Origin of the sequence: Paracidovorax citrulli (assembly GCF_900100305.1) — a bacterium.
GTDB classification, from domain to species: Bacteria; Pseudomonadota; Gammaproteobacteria; order Burkholderiales; family Burkholderiaceae_C; genus Paracidovorax; species Paracidovorax citrulli.
Genome location: NZ_FNEY01000026.1, coordinates 1 through 14,895, shown reverse-complemented (window position 1 = coordinate 14,895; position 14,895 = coordinate 1). Strand labels below are relative to the sequence as shown.

Below are 14,895 nucleotides of genomic sequence, written 5' to 3'. Positions count from 1 at the left end.
CGCTGGATGCGCGGTTCCCGGCGCGTTCACCGCGCGCCCCGCAGCGCCCGCGCGATCTTCTCGATCGCCCCGATGTTGGCAGGCCCGGGCGTGAGTTCGGCATAGCGCAACACGATGAAGCGCCCTTCCCGCACGGCATCCGTGAGGCGCATGGCGGGATGCTCCCGCAGCACACGTTCCAGATGGTCCGGCCCCTGCCCGTTCTGGTAGTCCAGCAGGATCACGAACCGCGGATTGCGCTGCGCCACGGCCTCCCAGGCGGCGGTGCCCCAGCTCATGGGCAGGTCGTCCAGCACGTTGCGCCCGCCCGCGGCGTCGATGAGCGCGGTGGGCATGGCCGCCCGGCCGGCGGTGAAGGGCTTGTCTTCGCCGGAGTCATAGACGAAGACACCGGGCCGGCGCTCCAGCGCGGGACGGTTGGCCGCGGCCACGCGCGCGCGCCAGCCGTCCACGAGGCGCTGCGCCTGCGCGGTGCGGCCGAACACCTGCCCCAGGCGCAGCACGTCGCCATAGAGCAGGTCCATGGTCGCGCGCGGCTTGTCGGCCCGGTTCTGCGCGCAGCTTTCGGTGAGCACCAGCGCCTGGATGCCGCGCAGCGCGAGCGTGGCGGGGGTCACGTCGCCGCCGGGCTGCATGCCGTAGTACCAGCCCGCGAAAAACAGGTCCGGCCGCGCCGCCACCAGCGTTTCCATCGTGGGGTACCTGGGCGCCAGTTCGGGCACCCCGTCCAGCGTGCGCAGCAGCGCCTCGCCGGGCTGCTTGTACCAGCCGGTGATGCCCGTCACGCCGACCAGCGCCGGACGCAGGCCCAGGGCGAGCGCCATTTCGGTCATGTTGAGGTCGTGCACGACCAGCCGGCGCGGAGGCCTTTCGATGCGCAGCGGCTCCCCGCAGTTGGACACCGTCACGGGGAACGCGGAGCCGGCATCCGGCGGGGGAGCATCCGCCGCCACGGCCACCTGCGCCAGCGCCATGGAGAGCGCCAGACCGGCGATCCTTTGCCGCCAGCTCATGCGGCCTCGCGTTCGAATGACCACAGCGTGCCGCCATGCCGGGGGTGCCGCGTGTGCACCAGCTCCATGCCGAACACCCGCGCCACGCATTCCGCGCCCAGCGCCCGGGCGGGCGGCCCCTCGGCGACGAGGCGGCCGGCCTGCAGCACCCAGGTCCGGTCGGCGAACGCCGGCACCAGCGCCAGTTCATGCAGCACGGCCACCACGGTGATGCCGAGGCCGCGGACCAGCGACAGCACGTCCGCGCGCGCCGCCAGGTCGAGGTGGTTGGTGGGTTCGTCGAGCAGCAGGAGCTCCGGGGCCTGGGCCAGCGCGCGGGCCAGGTGCATGCGCTGGCGCTCCCCGCCCGACAGGCTGCCCAGCGGGCGCTCCGCCAGGGCCTGCACGCCGCAGGTGCGCATCGCACCGTCCACGGCGCGGGCATGGTCGGCGGCCGCCATGCGGCCCTCGTGCGGCAGCCGGCCGAGCGCCACGTAGTCCCGGGCCCGGAGCCTGCCCTGCGCCACGTCGTCCTGGCCCAGCACCGCCACGCTGCGCGCCCGTTCGCCCGCCGGCCAGCAGGCCATGTCCCGGCCGCCCCAGCGCACCGCCCCTGCAGAGGGCGCCATGCGGCCCGCGAGCAGCTTCATGAGCGTGCTCTTGCCCGCGCCGTTGGGTCCGACCAGCGCCACGCACTCGCCGCGCCCGGCTTCCAGCCCCACGTCCTGCAGCAGCCAGTCGCCGCGTGGCGACTTCCATCCGAGGCCTTCGGCCTGCAATGCCACGACCATGTCCACAGCCCGCGTCAGAGCGTCCAGCGCAGGGCCAGCTCGAAACTGCGCGGCGCGCCGAGCAGGATCTGGTCCGGGTAGAACGGATCCGCCCAGGCGGCATAGACCTTGTTGGCCAGGTTGCGGCCCCGCAGGGTGAGCTGGGTGCCCGGGGCCACGTCCACGCTCCAGGCCGCATCGATCACGCGGTAGGCCGACAGGCGGACCGTGTTGGCGTCGCTGTGGAAGCGCTCGCCCACGTGCCGCAGCGAAGCGGAGATCTGCATCGGCAGGCCCGCGGTGAAGCGGTAGGCCGCGCCGACGCTGGCCATCACCTTCGGGGTGTTGGGCGGGGTGTGGCCGGAGAAGGATGTACCGTTGGCCAGCACGAAATCATCGTAGCGCGCACGGTTGAAGGCCAGTTGCGTCCAGACGCTCCAGGCGGCCGCGGGGCGCAGCGCCAGGGACAGCTCCGCGCCACGCGATCGCAGCGCGCCGGCGCGCGCCAGCGACTGGCCACCCTGCCCCGCATAGACGTTGCGGCGCTCGGCATCGTAGAGGGCCAGCGTCCATTCGCCGCGGTCCTGCCAGAAGCCCTGCTTGACGCCCACCTCGGCATTGCGCGCCCGGGTGAGCTCCAGCGGCTGGCCGGGGCCGAGCAGGAAGATGTTGTTGGCGGCCACGTCGGCACCCGTCGCGGCCTGGGCGTAGAGCATGGTGCCCGCCGCGGGCTCCCACGTCAGGCCCAGCCGGCCGGTGGTCGGGTGCCAGGTCTTGCCGTAGGGAAAGCCGCGGCGCGCCGCGCCCGCCGCGTCGGTGGAGGTGCGGTCGAGTTCGATGGATTCGTGCCGCAGGCCTCCAATGAGGGCCACGGCGGGCGTGATGCGCAGCCGGTCCTCCAGCGCGACCGCCGCATTGCGCAACCGCGTGGTCTGCCGCTGCTGCACCAGCGGGCCGTAGAAGCCGCGGTCGGGTGAAATCAGCGACACGCTGTCGCCGGGGAAGTTGGCGGCGCCGGGGCGGTCCAGGTCCGTGTCGCTCAGTTCCAGCGCGGCGACGAAGCGGTTTTCCCGGCCTGCCAGACGACCGTCCCACTGCAGTTCGGTCTTGTTGCCTGTGGTCGTCTGGTCCTGCGCCACGAAGAAACGCTCGCGGTCCACCAGGCCGGTGCCGGTGTTGAACGCGAGCACCTCGTTGTTCAGCCACGAGCGCGTGGCGGTGTAGCGGTAGAGCTGGCTGCGCAGCGTCCACGCGGCGTCGATGCGCCAGTCCACGCCCGTGCGCAGCCAGGTCTCGCGCGCTTCGTTGCGGTTGTCCAGCACGTTGTAGTTCGTGCGCAGCGTGCGGCGGTCGATGGCCACCGGTGCGAGCACGCTGCCGTTGAAGCCCGACACATAGGTGCCGGACACCACGCCCGGCTGCGCCTGGATGCCCGGCGCCGCCGCGGAGACCAGCGGCGTGCCCCAGTACGGATGGCCGCGGTCGCGCTGCACTTCAGCGGCGACGAACAGCTTGAGCCCCGGCCGCAGGTACCAGTCCAGGCCGCCCGACAGGTGCCACAGGCGCTGGCCCGTGTCCCGCACGAAGCCGTCATTGTCCGAACCGCTCGCGTCGAGGCGGAAGTCCACGTCCTTCCGGGCCGTGGTGCCGCCGGTGCCGACGGACAGGCGCCGCTCGCCGAAGGATCCGGCCGCGGCGGTCACCTCGGTTTCCACCGGGCCGCGGTGCGGCGCGCGCGTGACGAAGTTCACCGCGCCGCCGGCCGCGCCCTCGCCCGACATCAGCGACGCGGGTCCCTTGAGGAACTCCACGCGTTCGAGATTCGCCGTGCCCATGACGCGCGAGGTCATGTTCGGCGGGCCTATCTTGATGCCGTTGTAGAGGGTGTTGATCTGGCTGTTGGCGAAGCCGCGCATGGAGAACGCAGCCGGCTCCGCAGGAAAATCCCCCGCCAGCACGCCCACGGCCGCCTGCGCGGCCTCCGACACCGTGCGCGACCCGCGCTCGGCCAGCATCTCGCGCGGCACCACGTCGATGGAGGCCGGCGTCTCGCGCACGGTCAGCCCCAGGCGCGAGGCCGCGGCGGCAGGCTGCGCGAGGCGCGGCGTTTCGGCGCGCTCGCGCACCTCCACCGGCGGCAGTTGGGTGGGCGACGAATCGGAAGCGGGCGACTGCGCCATGGCAGCCACGGGCACGGCACCCAGCAGGACAGCCCACGCGCGGGGCCCGGAGACGGAAGAGAAAGGCATGGAATATTGTCGGCGACACGCGGGCACGCTCGACGGTGCCGCTGTTGCCGATGTTAACGCAATCGTGTTGCATTAACAAAAATCATGGCACCCATGCAGAGCGTGCGTCAGACGCAGGTCGATGCCAGTCCGCCGTCCACGGGCAGGTTCACTCCGCTCAACCAGCGCGCCGCGTCGCTGCACAGGGAGCCGATAGCGGCCGCCACTTCGTCGCTGGAGGGCGCCTCTTTGAAGTACCGGTAACAGGTCTCCTGGGGGCCCGGGGTGCTTCGCCAGCCAGGCCTGCCCGCCGCGAAGTCCTGCGTGGCCGCGAGCGCGCGGTGCGGCTCCAGCCGCCGCGGCCGCTCGGCGCCCGGGATCGAGGCCACGTTCACCACGCCGCCGTCCTCGGGCATGCGGGGCAGCAGCGCCTGCGTGAGGTGGCGCAGCCCCATGGCGTTGATCCGCGCCACGGGGTCGGCCGGCGCTTTCACCCCTTTTCCCGCAATACAGAAATATCACCATCACGATGCGAGCAGCCGCGCTGGCGTACAGCCAGCGGCACGCTCAGCGCGCCTGCACGCACCTCCATCGCGCAGACCAGCGGCTTCTTCGGTGTTTACACCAGTATTCCTCAGCCCCATTGATTGGCATATTTATCGCATAGCAGTAATTCGACAATTTTCCACCCATCAAAGAGGCCGTCCGCCATGAAGCTTTATCACGAAGTGCGAGGATGTTCGCTCGCAGTGGACATCGTCGCGCGCGAGCTCCGCCTGCCGCTCGATCTGGAATGGGTGAACATGAAGACCAAGCGGCTGCAGGATGGCACCGACTACCTGCGCATCAATTCCAAGGGCACGGTGCCCACGCTGCAGCTGCCCGACGGCCAGCACTTGAGCGAGGGCTGCGTCATCACGCAGTACCTGGCGGACCAATGCCCCGGCAATACGCTGCTGCCCGCAGCCGGGCTGGCGCGCTACCGGGTGCTGGAGTGGATGAGCTTCGTCGCCGCGGACCTGCACAAGGGCGGCTTCATGCCGCTGTTCAAGACCGTCACGCCGCCGGAGTACAAGGCCATCGCGCGCGGCTACCTGCAGGCCAGGCTGGGGTGGCTGGACAGCCAGCTCGACGGCCGTGACTACCTCACCGGCAGTACCTTCACGCTGGCCGACGCGCATTGCTACACGATCGCGATGTGGACGCGGGCCCATGCCATCGACACCGGCGGCTGGCCCCACCTCGAGGCCTACCTGGCCCGCTGCGGGGGCCGGCCCGCCGTCCTGGCGGCCGAGGCCGCAGCCGCGGCCCAGGGCGAGCGGGAACGGGCGGCGGCCGCACGCTGACCCACCGCCCCGCGTCCATCCGGCTCCCTTGATCGACAGGACCGACACCATGCGCACGCTCCGCCACCTGCTGCTTCTCGCCTGCCTGGCCGCCGCGGCCCCGGCTCCCGCCCTGGCCGGCGGCTACCCAGACACCACGATCCGGATGGTGGTGGCCTTCCCGCCGGGCGGGGGCACCGACGGAGCGGCGCGGCTCATCGCGGAGAAACTGGCGGTGGAACTGGGCCAGGCCGTGGTCGTCGAGAACCGGGCGGGCGCCGGCGGCGTGATCGGAGCGCAGTCGGTGGCCCGCGCCAGGCCTGACGGCTACACCCTGCTCTTCGGCACCGGCGCCGAACTGCTGATCAACCCCGTCACCCGCAAGACCGCGCCCTACGACCTGCTGCGGGATTTCGAGCCGATCGCCGAGGTGGGCAGCGTGGGATTCGTGCTCGCCGTGCCGGCGGCGTCGGCGATCCGGACTCTGCCCGATCTCGTGGCTGCGGCGAAGGCGCGGCCCGGCAAACTCAATTACGCCTCCTTCGGCATGGGCTCCACCAACCACCTGGTCGCGGAGCTGTTCCTCCATGCGGCCGGCGCCCAGGCCACCCACGTTCCGTTCCAGGGCAGCCAGCAGGCCATGGGTTCGCTGCTGGCGGGCGATGTGGATTTCACCTTCGATACCGCCGCAGTGGTGCTGCCCCAGCTGAAGGCCGGCAAGCTCCGCGCGCTGGCCACGCCTTCGCCCCGGCGGCTGGCGTCCCTGCCCGACCTGCCCACGCTCCAGGAGCTGGGTTATGGCGCGGTGGCCGCCGAGGGGTGGATGGGCGTGTTCGCCCCCGCGGGCACCCCTGCCGACGTCGTCAGGACACTGGCACCGGCACTGGACAAGGTGATCCGCGCGCCCGACATGCAGGCCCGGCTGGACGCGCGCGGCGTGGCCGCGACCGCCGCCGACGGCGCGCAATTCACCCGCAAGCTGCAGGCGGAACTGGAGAAATGGCGGCGCGTGGCCCGCCAGGCCGACCTGTCGCTGGACTGATCCACCACCCGAGGGACCCCACCATGATCCGCCGACTGTTTCCCGCCGCGCGCTCTGCCGGCCTGCTGCTCGCCGCGGCCGCGGCCCTGGGCGGCCCGTCGCCCGCCACGGCGCAGGGCTACCCGGCGCGCCCCGTCACCCTCATCGTGTCCTTCGAGCCCGGAGGGTCCACGGACGTATCGGCCCGGGCCGTGGCCCAGGAGCTGGGCGCGCAGCTCGGGCAACCGGTGATCGTCGAGAACCGATCCGGCGCAGGCGGGCGCATCGGCACCAAGGCCGCGGCCCAGGCCCGGCCGGACGGCTACACCCTGCTGTGGGGCAGCGGCAGCAGCCTCACGGCCGCGCCGGCGCTCTACCCCCACCAGGAGCATGTGGCCACGCTCGTGCCGGTCAGCCTGGGCGCCACCCAGCCCTTCGTCTTCGCCACGGGTCCGGCGCTCGGTGTCCGGTCCTTGCAGGAATTCATCGCGCTGGCCCGCAGCCGCCCCAGGCAGCTGAATTTCGCCTCGGCGGGCATGGGCTCCAGCAACCACCTGCTGGGCGAAATCTTCATGGCCGTGAGCGGCGTCCAGCTGACGCACGTTCCCTACAAGGGCGCCGTCATGGCCAAGGACGCGGTGATCCGTGGCGACGCCCAGCTCATGGACGAGGCGACCGGCCCCTGCTGGGCGCCCTGCGCGCCGGACAGCTCGTGCCGCTCTTCACCACCGGCCACCAGCGCGATCCGGCGCTGCCCGACACCCCCACCGCCGCCGAGGCCGGCCTGCCCGAACTCACGATCCAGGGCTTCTTCGGCCTGCTGGCACCGGCCGGAACACCACCGGACATCGTGGCCCGCCTCAACGCGGCCATGCGCGCCGCCCTGGCCTCGGCCACCGTGGCCCGGGCGTTCGGTCCGCTGGGCTTCACCCCGGCCTACAGCACGCCCGGCGAAATGGCCGCGCGGATCGCCGAAGGCCGCGCCACCTATGCCCGCGTCGTCAGGGAACGGCAGATCCGTCCCGAATGATTCCCTCTTCCGCCGGAACACCCATGCCACCCCGACCTCTCGCCTGTCCCGCCGCAGAACCCTCGGCACCCTGGCCGCCCTGGCCGCCGCGCACGCAATCCCCGCGCGGGCGGCGCCATGGCCCAACAGGCCGGTCAGCCTCGTCGTGCCCTTCGCCGCGGGCGGCGGCACGGACACCATCGCCCGGCTGATCGCGATCGCCCCCGCGGGCACGCCCGCGCCGGCCATCGCGGCGCTCGCGAAAGCCCTGCGCGACATCGTCGCCCAGGAGGAGGTGCAGTCCCGCATGGTGGCACTGGGACTGGAGCCGGTGACGAGCACGCCGGAGCAGGCGGTGGAGATCTGGCGGCATTCGCTGTCGCGCGCCGCCCCGATCGTCCGGCGCGCGAACATCGCCCTGTGACGGAAGGGCCCGCCCCTACAGGTGTCCGTCGGCCGACAGGCGCACGCTGACCATGTGGGCCGTGCGCTGCACCAGTTCGGCGATGGCTTCTTCCTTGAACAGCGCCATCCGCGCGTCGCTGCCCAGCGCCGTGACGCTCGCCACCACCAGCCGCCCGCGCCCGAAGATCGGCGCCGACACCCCTGTCCGGCCCTCGTTCAGCTCGCCCGACGTGCGGCAGTAGCCGTCGCGGCGGATGCGCTGCGCCATCTCGTAGAAAACCTCCCAGGAGGGCACGTCGCCGGATTCGCCGGCCAGTTCCTGGTGCAGCCGCCGCAGCCGCGCGGCCGGCAGGAACGCCACCAGGGCCTTGGAGCTGGCGCCCTGCAGCACGGGGACCGGGCGGCCCCGCCCATAGCGCAGCCGCGGCTGGGGATCATGGGATTCCGTGTGCACCGTGATGATGGAATGGCCGTAGAGCTTGGACAGGAAAACGTCCAGCCCCGTCTGCTCCGCCAGTTCGCGCATCGGCGGCACCGCGGCGCGGATCACCGGATCGGATTCCCGGATGCAGCGGTCCAGTTCGATGATGCGGGGGCCCAGCGTGATGCTGCGGTCCAGCCGCACCAGCAGACCCACCTTCGTGAGTTCCTGGATGTACCGGTAGGCCGTGCTCTGGGGCACGCCCAGCTCGGCGGCAATCTCGTCGGCCATCAAGGAGGGCCTGGCCGTGGAGAACAGCCCCAGCGTGGCGAGCAGGCGCGACAGGCTCGATTCCGGGGAGCGCCCCGCGTCGGCCGCGGCAGACGCCGCCTCCGCCGCGATGCCGGCCTCCCGTTTCGTTGCACGGGCTCCCGCCCGCTGTGCCTTGCGTCCGCTTGTCTGCTCCATGAAACCTGTGCCTCCCTCGAATGCGATGACCATGCCCGATGGTAGCGAACCGGCGGGCGGCTCCGGCCACCGCCCCCCGCGCAGGACGGCCCCGGGTCCGGCGCAATGGCCAATAGACATGGCCGATATAGGTACACCATCATCCTTATCGGACCGCGCACCGCGACACAGACTGCGGGCATGACGACAACGACCCTGGCGGCGTGCCGCCCGGGCAGGAGTGGCGTACAGCCCGTCACGTTCCCGGCAGGCGTCCGCCGGCCAATGGATAGACTGCCGGGATCGGCCTCGACAGGCGCGCCAGGAGACCCCATTGAGCATTGCCCACCGTATCCGCATCGAAGACGTCACGACCCTTTCGGACGACTGGTACGTCCTGAAGAAGACCACGTTTTCCTTCCAGCGCAGCGACGGCAGCTGGCAGCGCCAGGCGCGCGAAACCTACGACCGGGGCAACGGGGCGACGATCCTTCTCTACGACCCGCGGCGCCGCACCGTCATCCTCACCCGGCAGTTCCGCTATCCCGCGTTCGTGAACGGGCACGACGACCTGCTGATCGAAACGCCGGCCGGCCTGCTCGACGACGCCGCCCCCGAGGACCGCATCCGCGCCGAAGTGGAAGAGGAAACGGGTTTCCGCGTACGCGAGGTGCGGCAGGTATTCGATGCCTTCATGAGCCCCGGATCGGTGACGGAGCGCCTGTACTTCTTCGTGGGCGAGTACCAGCCCGGGGACCGGCAGTCATCAGGCGGTGGCATCGCGGCCGAAGGCGAGGACATCGCCGTGCTGGAAGTCGGCATCGCCGAAGCGCTGGCGATGATCGATGCGGGCACGATACGCGACGGCAAGACCATCATGCTGCTGCAGTACGCCGCGCTGCATCTCTTTGCGCGCACGGGAGGCACTGGCGATCACGGCTGAGCGCGATGGGGGAACCGCCTGGGCGGCCCGGCAAAATATAAATCGGGGAAACCGGCACACGGACGACAATGCGCGTACCATGGGCCTCGTTGATATGTGCAAGGCCTTCATTGCATCGGTTTTTTTCCGCTTCTCCCGGTTTTTCCGGCGGCTGTGTCGAACCTCCCTTGGTGATTTTCTTGGCGTCTCTTCGCCGGATGCGTTTTTGGCTTCCGGCAACCTTGAAAGGAAATCGACATGACCACACAAACCGGCATCGTGAAATGGTTCAACGAAGGCAAGGGCTTCGGCTTCATCGCCCCCGACGACGGCGGCAAGGATCTCTTTGCCCACTTCCGTGAAATCCAGGGCGGCGGCTTCAAGACGCTGGCCGAGAACCAGCACGTGCAGTTCGAAGTCACCCAGGGTGCCAAGGGTCCGCAGGCCTCCAACATCCGTGTCGTGAGCTGAGGGGCCAAGGGCCGTCCAGGCCCAGCCAACCTGCTCTCAGGCCATCCCACTCAAAAGCGCGGCTCGTCCGCGCTTTTTCTTTTCCGGAAGGCGTCGTTGCCATGAAAAATCTGCAGGAGGCCACCGAGCGCATCTGCGAACTCAAGGGGAGCCTGATCGCATTGGACGCGTTGCTTCCGTCGGTCGTGGATGCATTGCCATCCACCGCCCTCGGCATGTTGGCGCGGTCGTTCGAAGCGCGTGCCGAAGCTGCACGGACCGTCATTCTGAACACCCCTGTTTCGGACCACGTGCTGGCCGCCTTCGAACGGGACATTGCCAGAACGCATGCCATGCTTGCGTCGGCCGCGACGACCGCGGCCAGCATTCCGCCGCGCCAGGCCGTCGAAGCCATTCTTCTGGCCACGACCTACGTCCGCACATACGCCGGAACCCGGTTGCTGACGGGCGCCAGCGGCTTCTTCTTCCGCCGCGACGGCCTGCTGTTCCTGGTGACGAACCGGCATGTCTTTTCCGACGAGGCCAGCGGCCACTTCCCGGACCGCATCGAAATCGGATTCCATACCGACGCCAGCAATCTGACCTCCTATGCCACCTTCTCGATACCGCTCTACGGTCACGGTATTGCGTTGTGGCGACAGGCTACCGACACGGGCGGGCCGGTGGACATTGCCGCCATAGAAATCCACACCGGCCGCCTGCCGGACAACGTGGTGCTGCATGCATTCGAGCCAACGCACCTCGACGCCGCAGGCGAGCAAGTGGCCATGGGAGACAACCTGGCGATCGTCGGATTTCCTCTGGGGTTCCACGACACCGTTCACCACCTCGCCGTGGCCCGCGGCGCATCGATCGCCTCGGCCTATGGCGTGCGCTTCCAGCAACAGGGCTGCTTTCTGACCGACGCCAGGACGCACAGTGGCAGCAGCGGCGCGCCTGTCCTGCGGCGCAGGGGCGGAGGACGGGCAGACGGAGCCTCCCTGGCGAACTGGCAGTTGCTCGGAGTGCATTCCACGCGCATGGACATGCTCACCCGCGACCTGGCCAGGGACGAGTCGCTCGGACTCAATTGCGCCTGGTACGCGGATATCCTGATGCTTCTGACCCGGCCGGCTTAGAAGAAAGGCCGGAAGGAGCGCCGGATCGGCGCCCCGCCTTGACACGTCGCCCGCAATGCAACATCATTAGTTACATGAAACGCGACAGCCGCCTGTCCTCCGTCCTGCATGCGCTGCTGCACATGGCCGGGCACGAGGGCCGCATGACCTCCGACGCCCTCGCCCAATGCCTGGGCACCCACCCCGTCGTCGTCCGGCGCACCATGGGGTACCTGCGGGAAGCGGGCATCGTCACGTCGGACAAAGGCCACGCGGGCGGCTGGCGCATCCATGCGGACCTGGGCACCGTCACCCTGCGCCAGCTGCACGAAGCGCTGGGCGAGCCCGCCATGTTCGCCATCGGCAACCGCAACGAATCGCCGGAATGCCTGGTGGAGCAAGCGGTGAATGCGGCGCTGGCAGGCACGTTCGCGGAAGCCGAGGCGCTGCTGCTGAAGCGGTTTTCGGAAATCACCCTCGCCGACCTGGCCGCCGACCTGGCCGCCGACTTCGCGCGCCGGCATGCGGCAGCACGGCGCACCAGGAGTTGACCATGCGATATGACACCATCATCGTCGGCGGAAGCTACGCGGGCATTGCTGCCGCCCTGCAGCTGGTGCGGGCCCGCCGATCCGTGCTGGTGATCGACGCGGGCCAGCGCCGCAACCGCTTCGCCAGCCATTCGCACGGCTTCCTGGGCCAGGACGGCGTGCCTCCGGAGGACATCGCGGCGAATGCGCGCCGGCAGCTCGCCGCCTATCCGTCTCTGAGCTGGCTGGAAGGGCGTGCCACGGCCGTCACGGGGTCCGCGGATGCGTTCACGGTCACCACGTCCGACGGCGGTTCGCACCGTGCCCGCCGCATCCTGCTGGCCACGGGCGTGGCCGACCGGCTTCCCGCCGTCGCAGGCCTTGCCGAACGCTGGGGCACGGCCGTCTTCCATTGCCCGTACTGCCACGGCTACGAACTCGGCCAGGGCCGCATCGGCATCGTCGGCGCCAGTCCGCTGTCCGTCCACCAGGCCGAATTGCTCACCGACTGGGGCGATGTGACCCTGCTCGTCAACCGCGCGCTGGACCTGACCGACACGTCCCGCTCCACCCTCGCGCAACGGGGGGTGGCCATCGAGGAAGCCCCCATCGACAGGATCGAAGGGCATGCCGACGTGGTAATGGCCGACGGACGGCAACTGCGCTTCGCGGGCCTGTTCACGGCAACGCGCACGTCCCCCTCCAGTCCGCTCGCCGAAGCCATGGGCTGCGTGCTGGAAGACACCCCGATGGGCACCCAGGTCCGCACCGATGCCGAGAACAAGACCTCGGTGGCCGGGGTGTTCGCCTGCGGCGACGTGGCGAGAATCCCCCACTCGCTGTCCCTGGCCGTGGGCCACGGCGCCATGGCGGGCGCACAGGTCCATCGTTCGCTGGTGTGGCCCGAAACCCTCGCACCGCAGCCAGTGGAAGACCGCATGCGATGACCCCGTTCTCCGATCCTGCGGCCGTATCGGGCTACGCCGCGAGGACCGTGCGGATCGTGCCCGGCCTGCACGACCTGCACCGGATGGCCGGCGTTCTGCTGGCAGAACAAGCCCTTGCCGACGCCCGCATCCTGGTGCTCGGCGCCGGTGGCGGGCTGGAACTGAAGGCCTTCGCCGAGATGCAGCCGGCGTGGCGCTTCGACGGGGTCGATCCCTCCGCCGAGATGCTCGGCCTCGCCCGCACGACGCTCGGCCCGCTCGCGCCGCGCGTGCACCTGCATGAAGGCTATATCGACGGTGCGCCGGCAGGCCCTTTCGACGGCGCGACCTGCCTGCTGACGCTCCATTTCCTGCCGGCGAACGAGCGCCTGCGGACCCTGCAGCAGCTGCGCGCGCGGCTCAGGCCCGGAGCGCCCCTGGTCGTCGCGCACCACAGCTTTGACAGCGAAATTCCTGCAGGGCACCGCTGGCTCGCACGCAATGCGGCATTCGCTGCGGCATCCGGCGTGCCCACGGCGCAGGCGGAAGGGAGCATCGCGGCGATCAGGCAAAGGCTGCCGGTGTTATCCCCGCAGCAGGACGCCGACCAGCTCCGCGAAGCGGGATTCACGGACATCGAGCTGTTCTATTGCGCTTTCACCTTCAAGGGGTGGGTGGCGCGTGCCGGGAGTGTTGCGGCCTGAAGCAACGGCCCGGCCGCGGAAGGGTGTGCATCGCTCGCGTCCCCATGGGTGACCGCGATGGAACGTACTCTGCCCGCAGCCGGTCAGCTTTTGGCCCCTCGCCGGCCAATGCCAGCACAGCGACAGGATGCTCCGGCGCCAGCGGACCGCCACAGTCGCAAGCGGCAGGTAGGCGCCGGTAGCCGTCGCATTCGCAGCCGTAGCACATGTCCTGCAGCAACTTGACTCGGTTGTGGCGCACCCAGCCCTGGCCGCGGGTGATGATCAAGCAGCAGTTCGGTTACGCCACGGTGCGCTACCGGGGTTTGGCCAAGAACACTGCGCGGCTGCAGGTGATATTTGCGCTGGACAATGTGTGAATGGCACGCGGCAGTTGTGGTGCTGCAGACATGCGCCTGGAATACGCCCAAGGGCCGCTGCACGGGCCAAATCTGCGTGCCGGATGGGCATTGCGCGGGAACCAGCCTGGTCTCGCACATTGCGGCACCTGATTCATCCGGCCACGGGGCGCAGGGGCGAGGTTTTGCAGATCTTTTTAAACTACCTGGGCATCCATTCCTTGGCCGCCCCCTGCAAATTGATAACATACCAGTTAACAGATATCAAAAAACTTGCATCCTGTTCGGAAACAAAATATTCCATTCCATAGCAATTCTCCATTATTTTCGACAACTTGGAAAGCCCCTCGATTGAAAGGCACCCCTCTTTGGAATCATTGCCAAAAAACAACAAAAAACCAATGTCCGGGAAATTCTCAAACAATGTAAACTCATAATCCTCCGTAGGTAGCACTATCGAATCGCCGCCTATAGAATAATGGTTTACCGTTTGTTCCGGGCGGAATTTTTTGAATATTTCATTCTTCTTATCCTCAAAATTTTCCGCACTTATTTCTTTTGCTGGCAAATTCAAAACAGAGCAAGCGTCCAGCAATTCTGAAATCTTAGTTTTTTGCATCTTTACCTCGTTGCAGGAACGTTATCCACAAAAATATGCCCTCGAGTTCTACTCGACCCTTTCCCAGGAGTTTGGTAACCAATATGGGGTTGATGAGGCCCCTCTCCCAAACCACCATTTGACTTAACGTTATCAAGAGACGGGATATCCATATTAACATTGGCGCCTCCTGGTCCGGCGTATTCAACCGGAATGCTTTTGCCGTCGATTGTTTTACCCCATTTCGTTACCGTAAACTGTTCTTTTGGAACACCGGTTCTTCGGAATGCTTCATCAAGAGCGCTGCGATACGACGCTCCACCTCTCATGTCGACGTCTTTGACTGGATTGAACTTCCAGTTGCCGCCGCTCAGCCCTTTACACCATCCCAACGGGTCAATCCAAGACAACGGATTTGGCGCGTACTCATGGAGATTTACTCCTCCCGCCAACCCGATAGGATCCGGCGTAGTGAACGCTCCCAGATCCGCGTCATAGTACCGAAAGGTGTTGTAGTGCAGCCCGGTCTTCCGGTCCAGGACTGCCCCTGCAAGCGCAGGTTCTGCGGCATAGGCACGGTCGCTGGCTCGTTTCGTGCCGGAGCATGTCAAGGTAGTTGTCGCGTCGATCAAGCAGCCCGAGGCTGCGTATTCGATGCGGTCGCCGCGGCATTGGAGATGCCGTCGCGCTC

16 protein-coding genes and 3 pseudogenes are annotated in these 14,895 nt (G+C 68.5%); 11 read left to right on the top strand and 8 right to left on the bottom strand.

The window, feature by feature from the left end; translation table 11 throughout:
• Positions 1-26: 26 nt before the first annotated feature.
• The 4 genes from BLR99_RS16460 to BLR99_RS16445 all read right to left on the bottom strand — a co-directional run bounded on the left by BLR99_RS16460 (position 27) and on the right by BLR99_RS16445 (position 4,484).
• Positions 27-1,013, bottom strand: a complete 987-nt coding sequence (locus BLR99_RS16460) for an ABC transporter substrate-binding protein (protein ID WP_011796389.1) — start codon at positions 1,011-1,013, stop codon at positions 27-29.
• A complete protein-coding gene (locus BLR99_RS16455) occupies positions 1,010-1,783 on the bottom strand; it encodes an ABC transporter ATP-binding protein (RefSeq protein ID WP_011796390.1) in 774 nt (257 codons plus the stop codon). Before BLR99_RS16455 ends, BLR99_RS16460 begins: the two co-directional genes overlap by 4 nt.
• A gap of 14 nt (positions 1,784-1,797) precedes the next feature.
• Positions 1,798-4,011: a TonB-dependent receptor gene (locus BLR99_RS16450; protein WP_011796391.1), complete on the bottom strand. Its 2,214-nt coding sequence runs from the start codon at positions 4,009-4,011 to the stop codon at positions 1,798-1,800.
• Positions 4,012-4,118: 107 nt separating this feature from the next.
• A complete protein-coding gene (locus tag BLR99_RS16445; protein WP_049762173.1) occupies positions 4,119-4,484 on the bottom strand; it encodes a Rossmann-fold NAD(P)-binding domain-containing protein in 366 nt (121 codons plus the stop codon).
• Between the two features lie 216 nt (positions 4,485-4,700).
• On the opposite strand from BLR99_RS16445, the gene BLR99_RS16440 reads away from it, so the two are divergent.
• The 4 genes and pseudogenes from BLR99_RS16440 to BLR99_RS23695 all read left to right on the top strand — a co-directional run bounded on the left by BLR99_RS16440 (position 4,701) and on the right by BLR99_RS23695 (position 7,366).
• Positions 4,701-5,336, top strand: coding sequence for a glutathione binding-like protein (locus BLR99_RS16440; RefSeq protein ID WP_011796392.1), 636 nt, complete (start codon positions 4,701-4,703; stop codon positions 5,334-5,336).
• Positions 5,337-5,385: 49 nt separating this feature from the next.
• Positions 5,386-6,357, top strand: a complete 972-nt coding sequence (locus tag BLR99_RS16435) for a Bug family tripartite tricarboxylate transporter substrate binding protein (RefSeq protein WP_011796393.1) — start codon at positions 5,386-5,388, stop codon at positions 6,355-6,357.
• Positions 6,315-6,941, top strand: a pseudogene (locus BLR99_RS23700) (Bug family tripartite tricarboxylate transporter substrate binding protein); the annotation flags it as partial. The gene BLR99_RS16435 and the pseudogene BLR99_RS23700, both read left to right, overlap by 43 nt.
• A 107-nt stretch (positions 6,942-7,048) precedes the next feature.
• Positions 7,049-7,366, top strand: coding sequence for a tripartite tricarboxylate transporter substrate-binding protein (locus BLR99_RS23695; protein WP_017440392.1), 318 nt, complete (start codon positions 7,049-7,051; stop codon positions 7,364-7,366).
• 418 nt (positions 7,367-7,784) lie between these two features.
• On the opposite strand, the gene BLR99_RS16420 is transcribed toward BLR99_RS23695, so the two are convergent.
• Entirely contained in the window at positions 7,785-8,639 is an 855-nt protein-coding gene (locus BLR99_RS16420; RefSeq protein ID WP_011796395.1) for an IclR family transcriptional regulator, read from the bottom strand.
• Between the two features lie 313 nt (positions 8,640-8,952).
• Here BLR99_RS16420 and BLR99_RS16415 point away from each other — a divergent pair, with 313 nt between their 5' ends.
• From BLR99_RS16415 to BLR99_RS23525, 7 genes and pseudogenes are all read left to right on the top strand, one after another.
• Positions 8,953-9,561: an NUDIX domain-containing protein gene (locus tag BLR99_RS16415; RefSeq protein ID WP_011796396.1), complete on the top strand. Its 609-nt coding sequence runs from the start codon at positions 8,953-8,955 to the stop codon at positions 9,559-9,561.
• Positions 9,562-9,798: 237 nt separating this feature from the next.
• Positions 9,799-10,011, top strand: coding sequence for a transcription antiterminator/RNA stability regulator CspE (gene cspE / locus BLR99_RS16410; protein ID WP_011796397.1), 213 nt, complete (start codon positions 9,799-9,801; stop codon positions 10,009-10,011).
• A gap of 101 nt (positions 10,012-10,112) precedes the next feature.
• The gene (locus tag BLR99_RS16405; RefSeq protein WP_011796398.1) at positions 10,113-11,129 is read left to right on the top strand and encodes a S1 family peptidase; all 1,017 of its coding nucleotides are present in this window, start codon (positions 10,113-10,115) and stop codon (positions 11,127-11,129) included.
• Positions 11,130-11,203: 74 nt separating this feature from the next.
• Positions 11,204-11,659, top strand: coding sequence for an Rrf2 family transcriptional regulator (locus BLR99_RS16400; protein ID WP_074687374.1), 456 nt, complete (start codon positions 11,204-11,206; stop codon positions 11,657-11,659).
• A gap of 2 nt (positions 11,660-11,661) precedes the next feature.
• Entirely contained in the window at positions 11,662-12,585 is a 924-nt protein-coding gene (locus BLR99_RS16395; RefSeq protein WP_011796400.1) for an NAD(P)/FAD-dependent oxidoreductase, read from the top strand.
• Positions 12,582-13,268, top strand: coding sequence for a class I SAM-dependent methyltransferase (locus tag BLR99_RS16390; RefSeq protein WP_017438583.1), 687 nt, complete (start codon positions 12,582-12,584; stop codon positions 13,266-13,268). Before BLR99_RS16395 ends, BLR99_RS16390 begins: the two co-directional genes overlap by 4 nt.
• A gap of 251 nt (positions 13,269-13,519) precedes the next feature.
• Positions 13,520-13,627 (top strand): annotated as a pseudogene (locus BLR99_RS23525) (IS5/IS1182 family transposase); the annotation flags it as partial.
• 181 nt (positions 13,628-13,808) lie between these two features.
• On the opposite strand, the gene BLR99_RS22695 reads toward BLR99_RS23525, so the two are convergent.
• The 3 genes and pseudogenes from BLR99_RS22695 to BLR99_RS23895 form a co-directional block, all read right to left on the bottom strand.
• A complete protein-coding gene (locus BLR99_RS22695) occupies positions 13,809-14,225 on the bottom strand; it encodes a hypothetical protein (RefSeq protein WP_011796402.1) in 417 nt (138 codons plus the stop codon).
• A 2-nt stretch (positions 14,226-14,227) separates the two neighbouring features.
• Positions 14,228-14,596 (bottom strand): polymorphic toxin type 47 domain-containing protein, encoded by a 369-nt coding sequence (locus tag BLR99_RS23900; protein ID WP_434802316.1) that lies wholly within the window; start codon positions 14,594-14,596, stop codon positions 14,228-14,230.
• Positions 14,588-14,775: pseudogene (locus BLR99_RS23895) on the bottom strand (RHS repeat-associated core domain-containing protein); the annotation flags it as partial. The pseudogene BLR99_RS23895 and the gene BLR99_RS23900, both read right to left, overlap by 9 nt.
• Positions 14,776-14,895 lie beyond the last annotated feature (120 nt).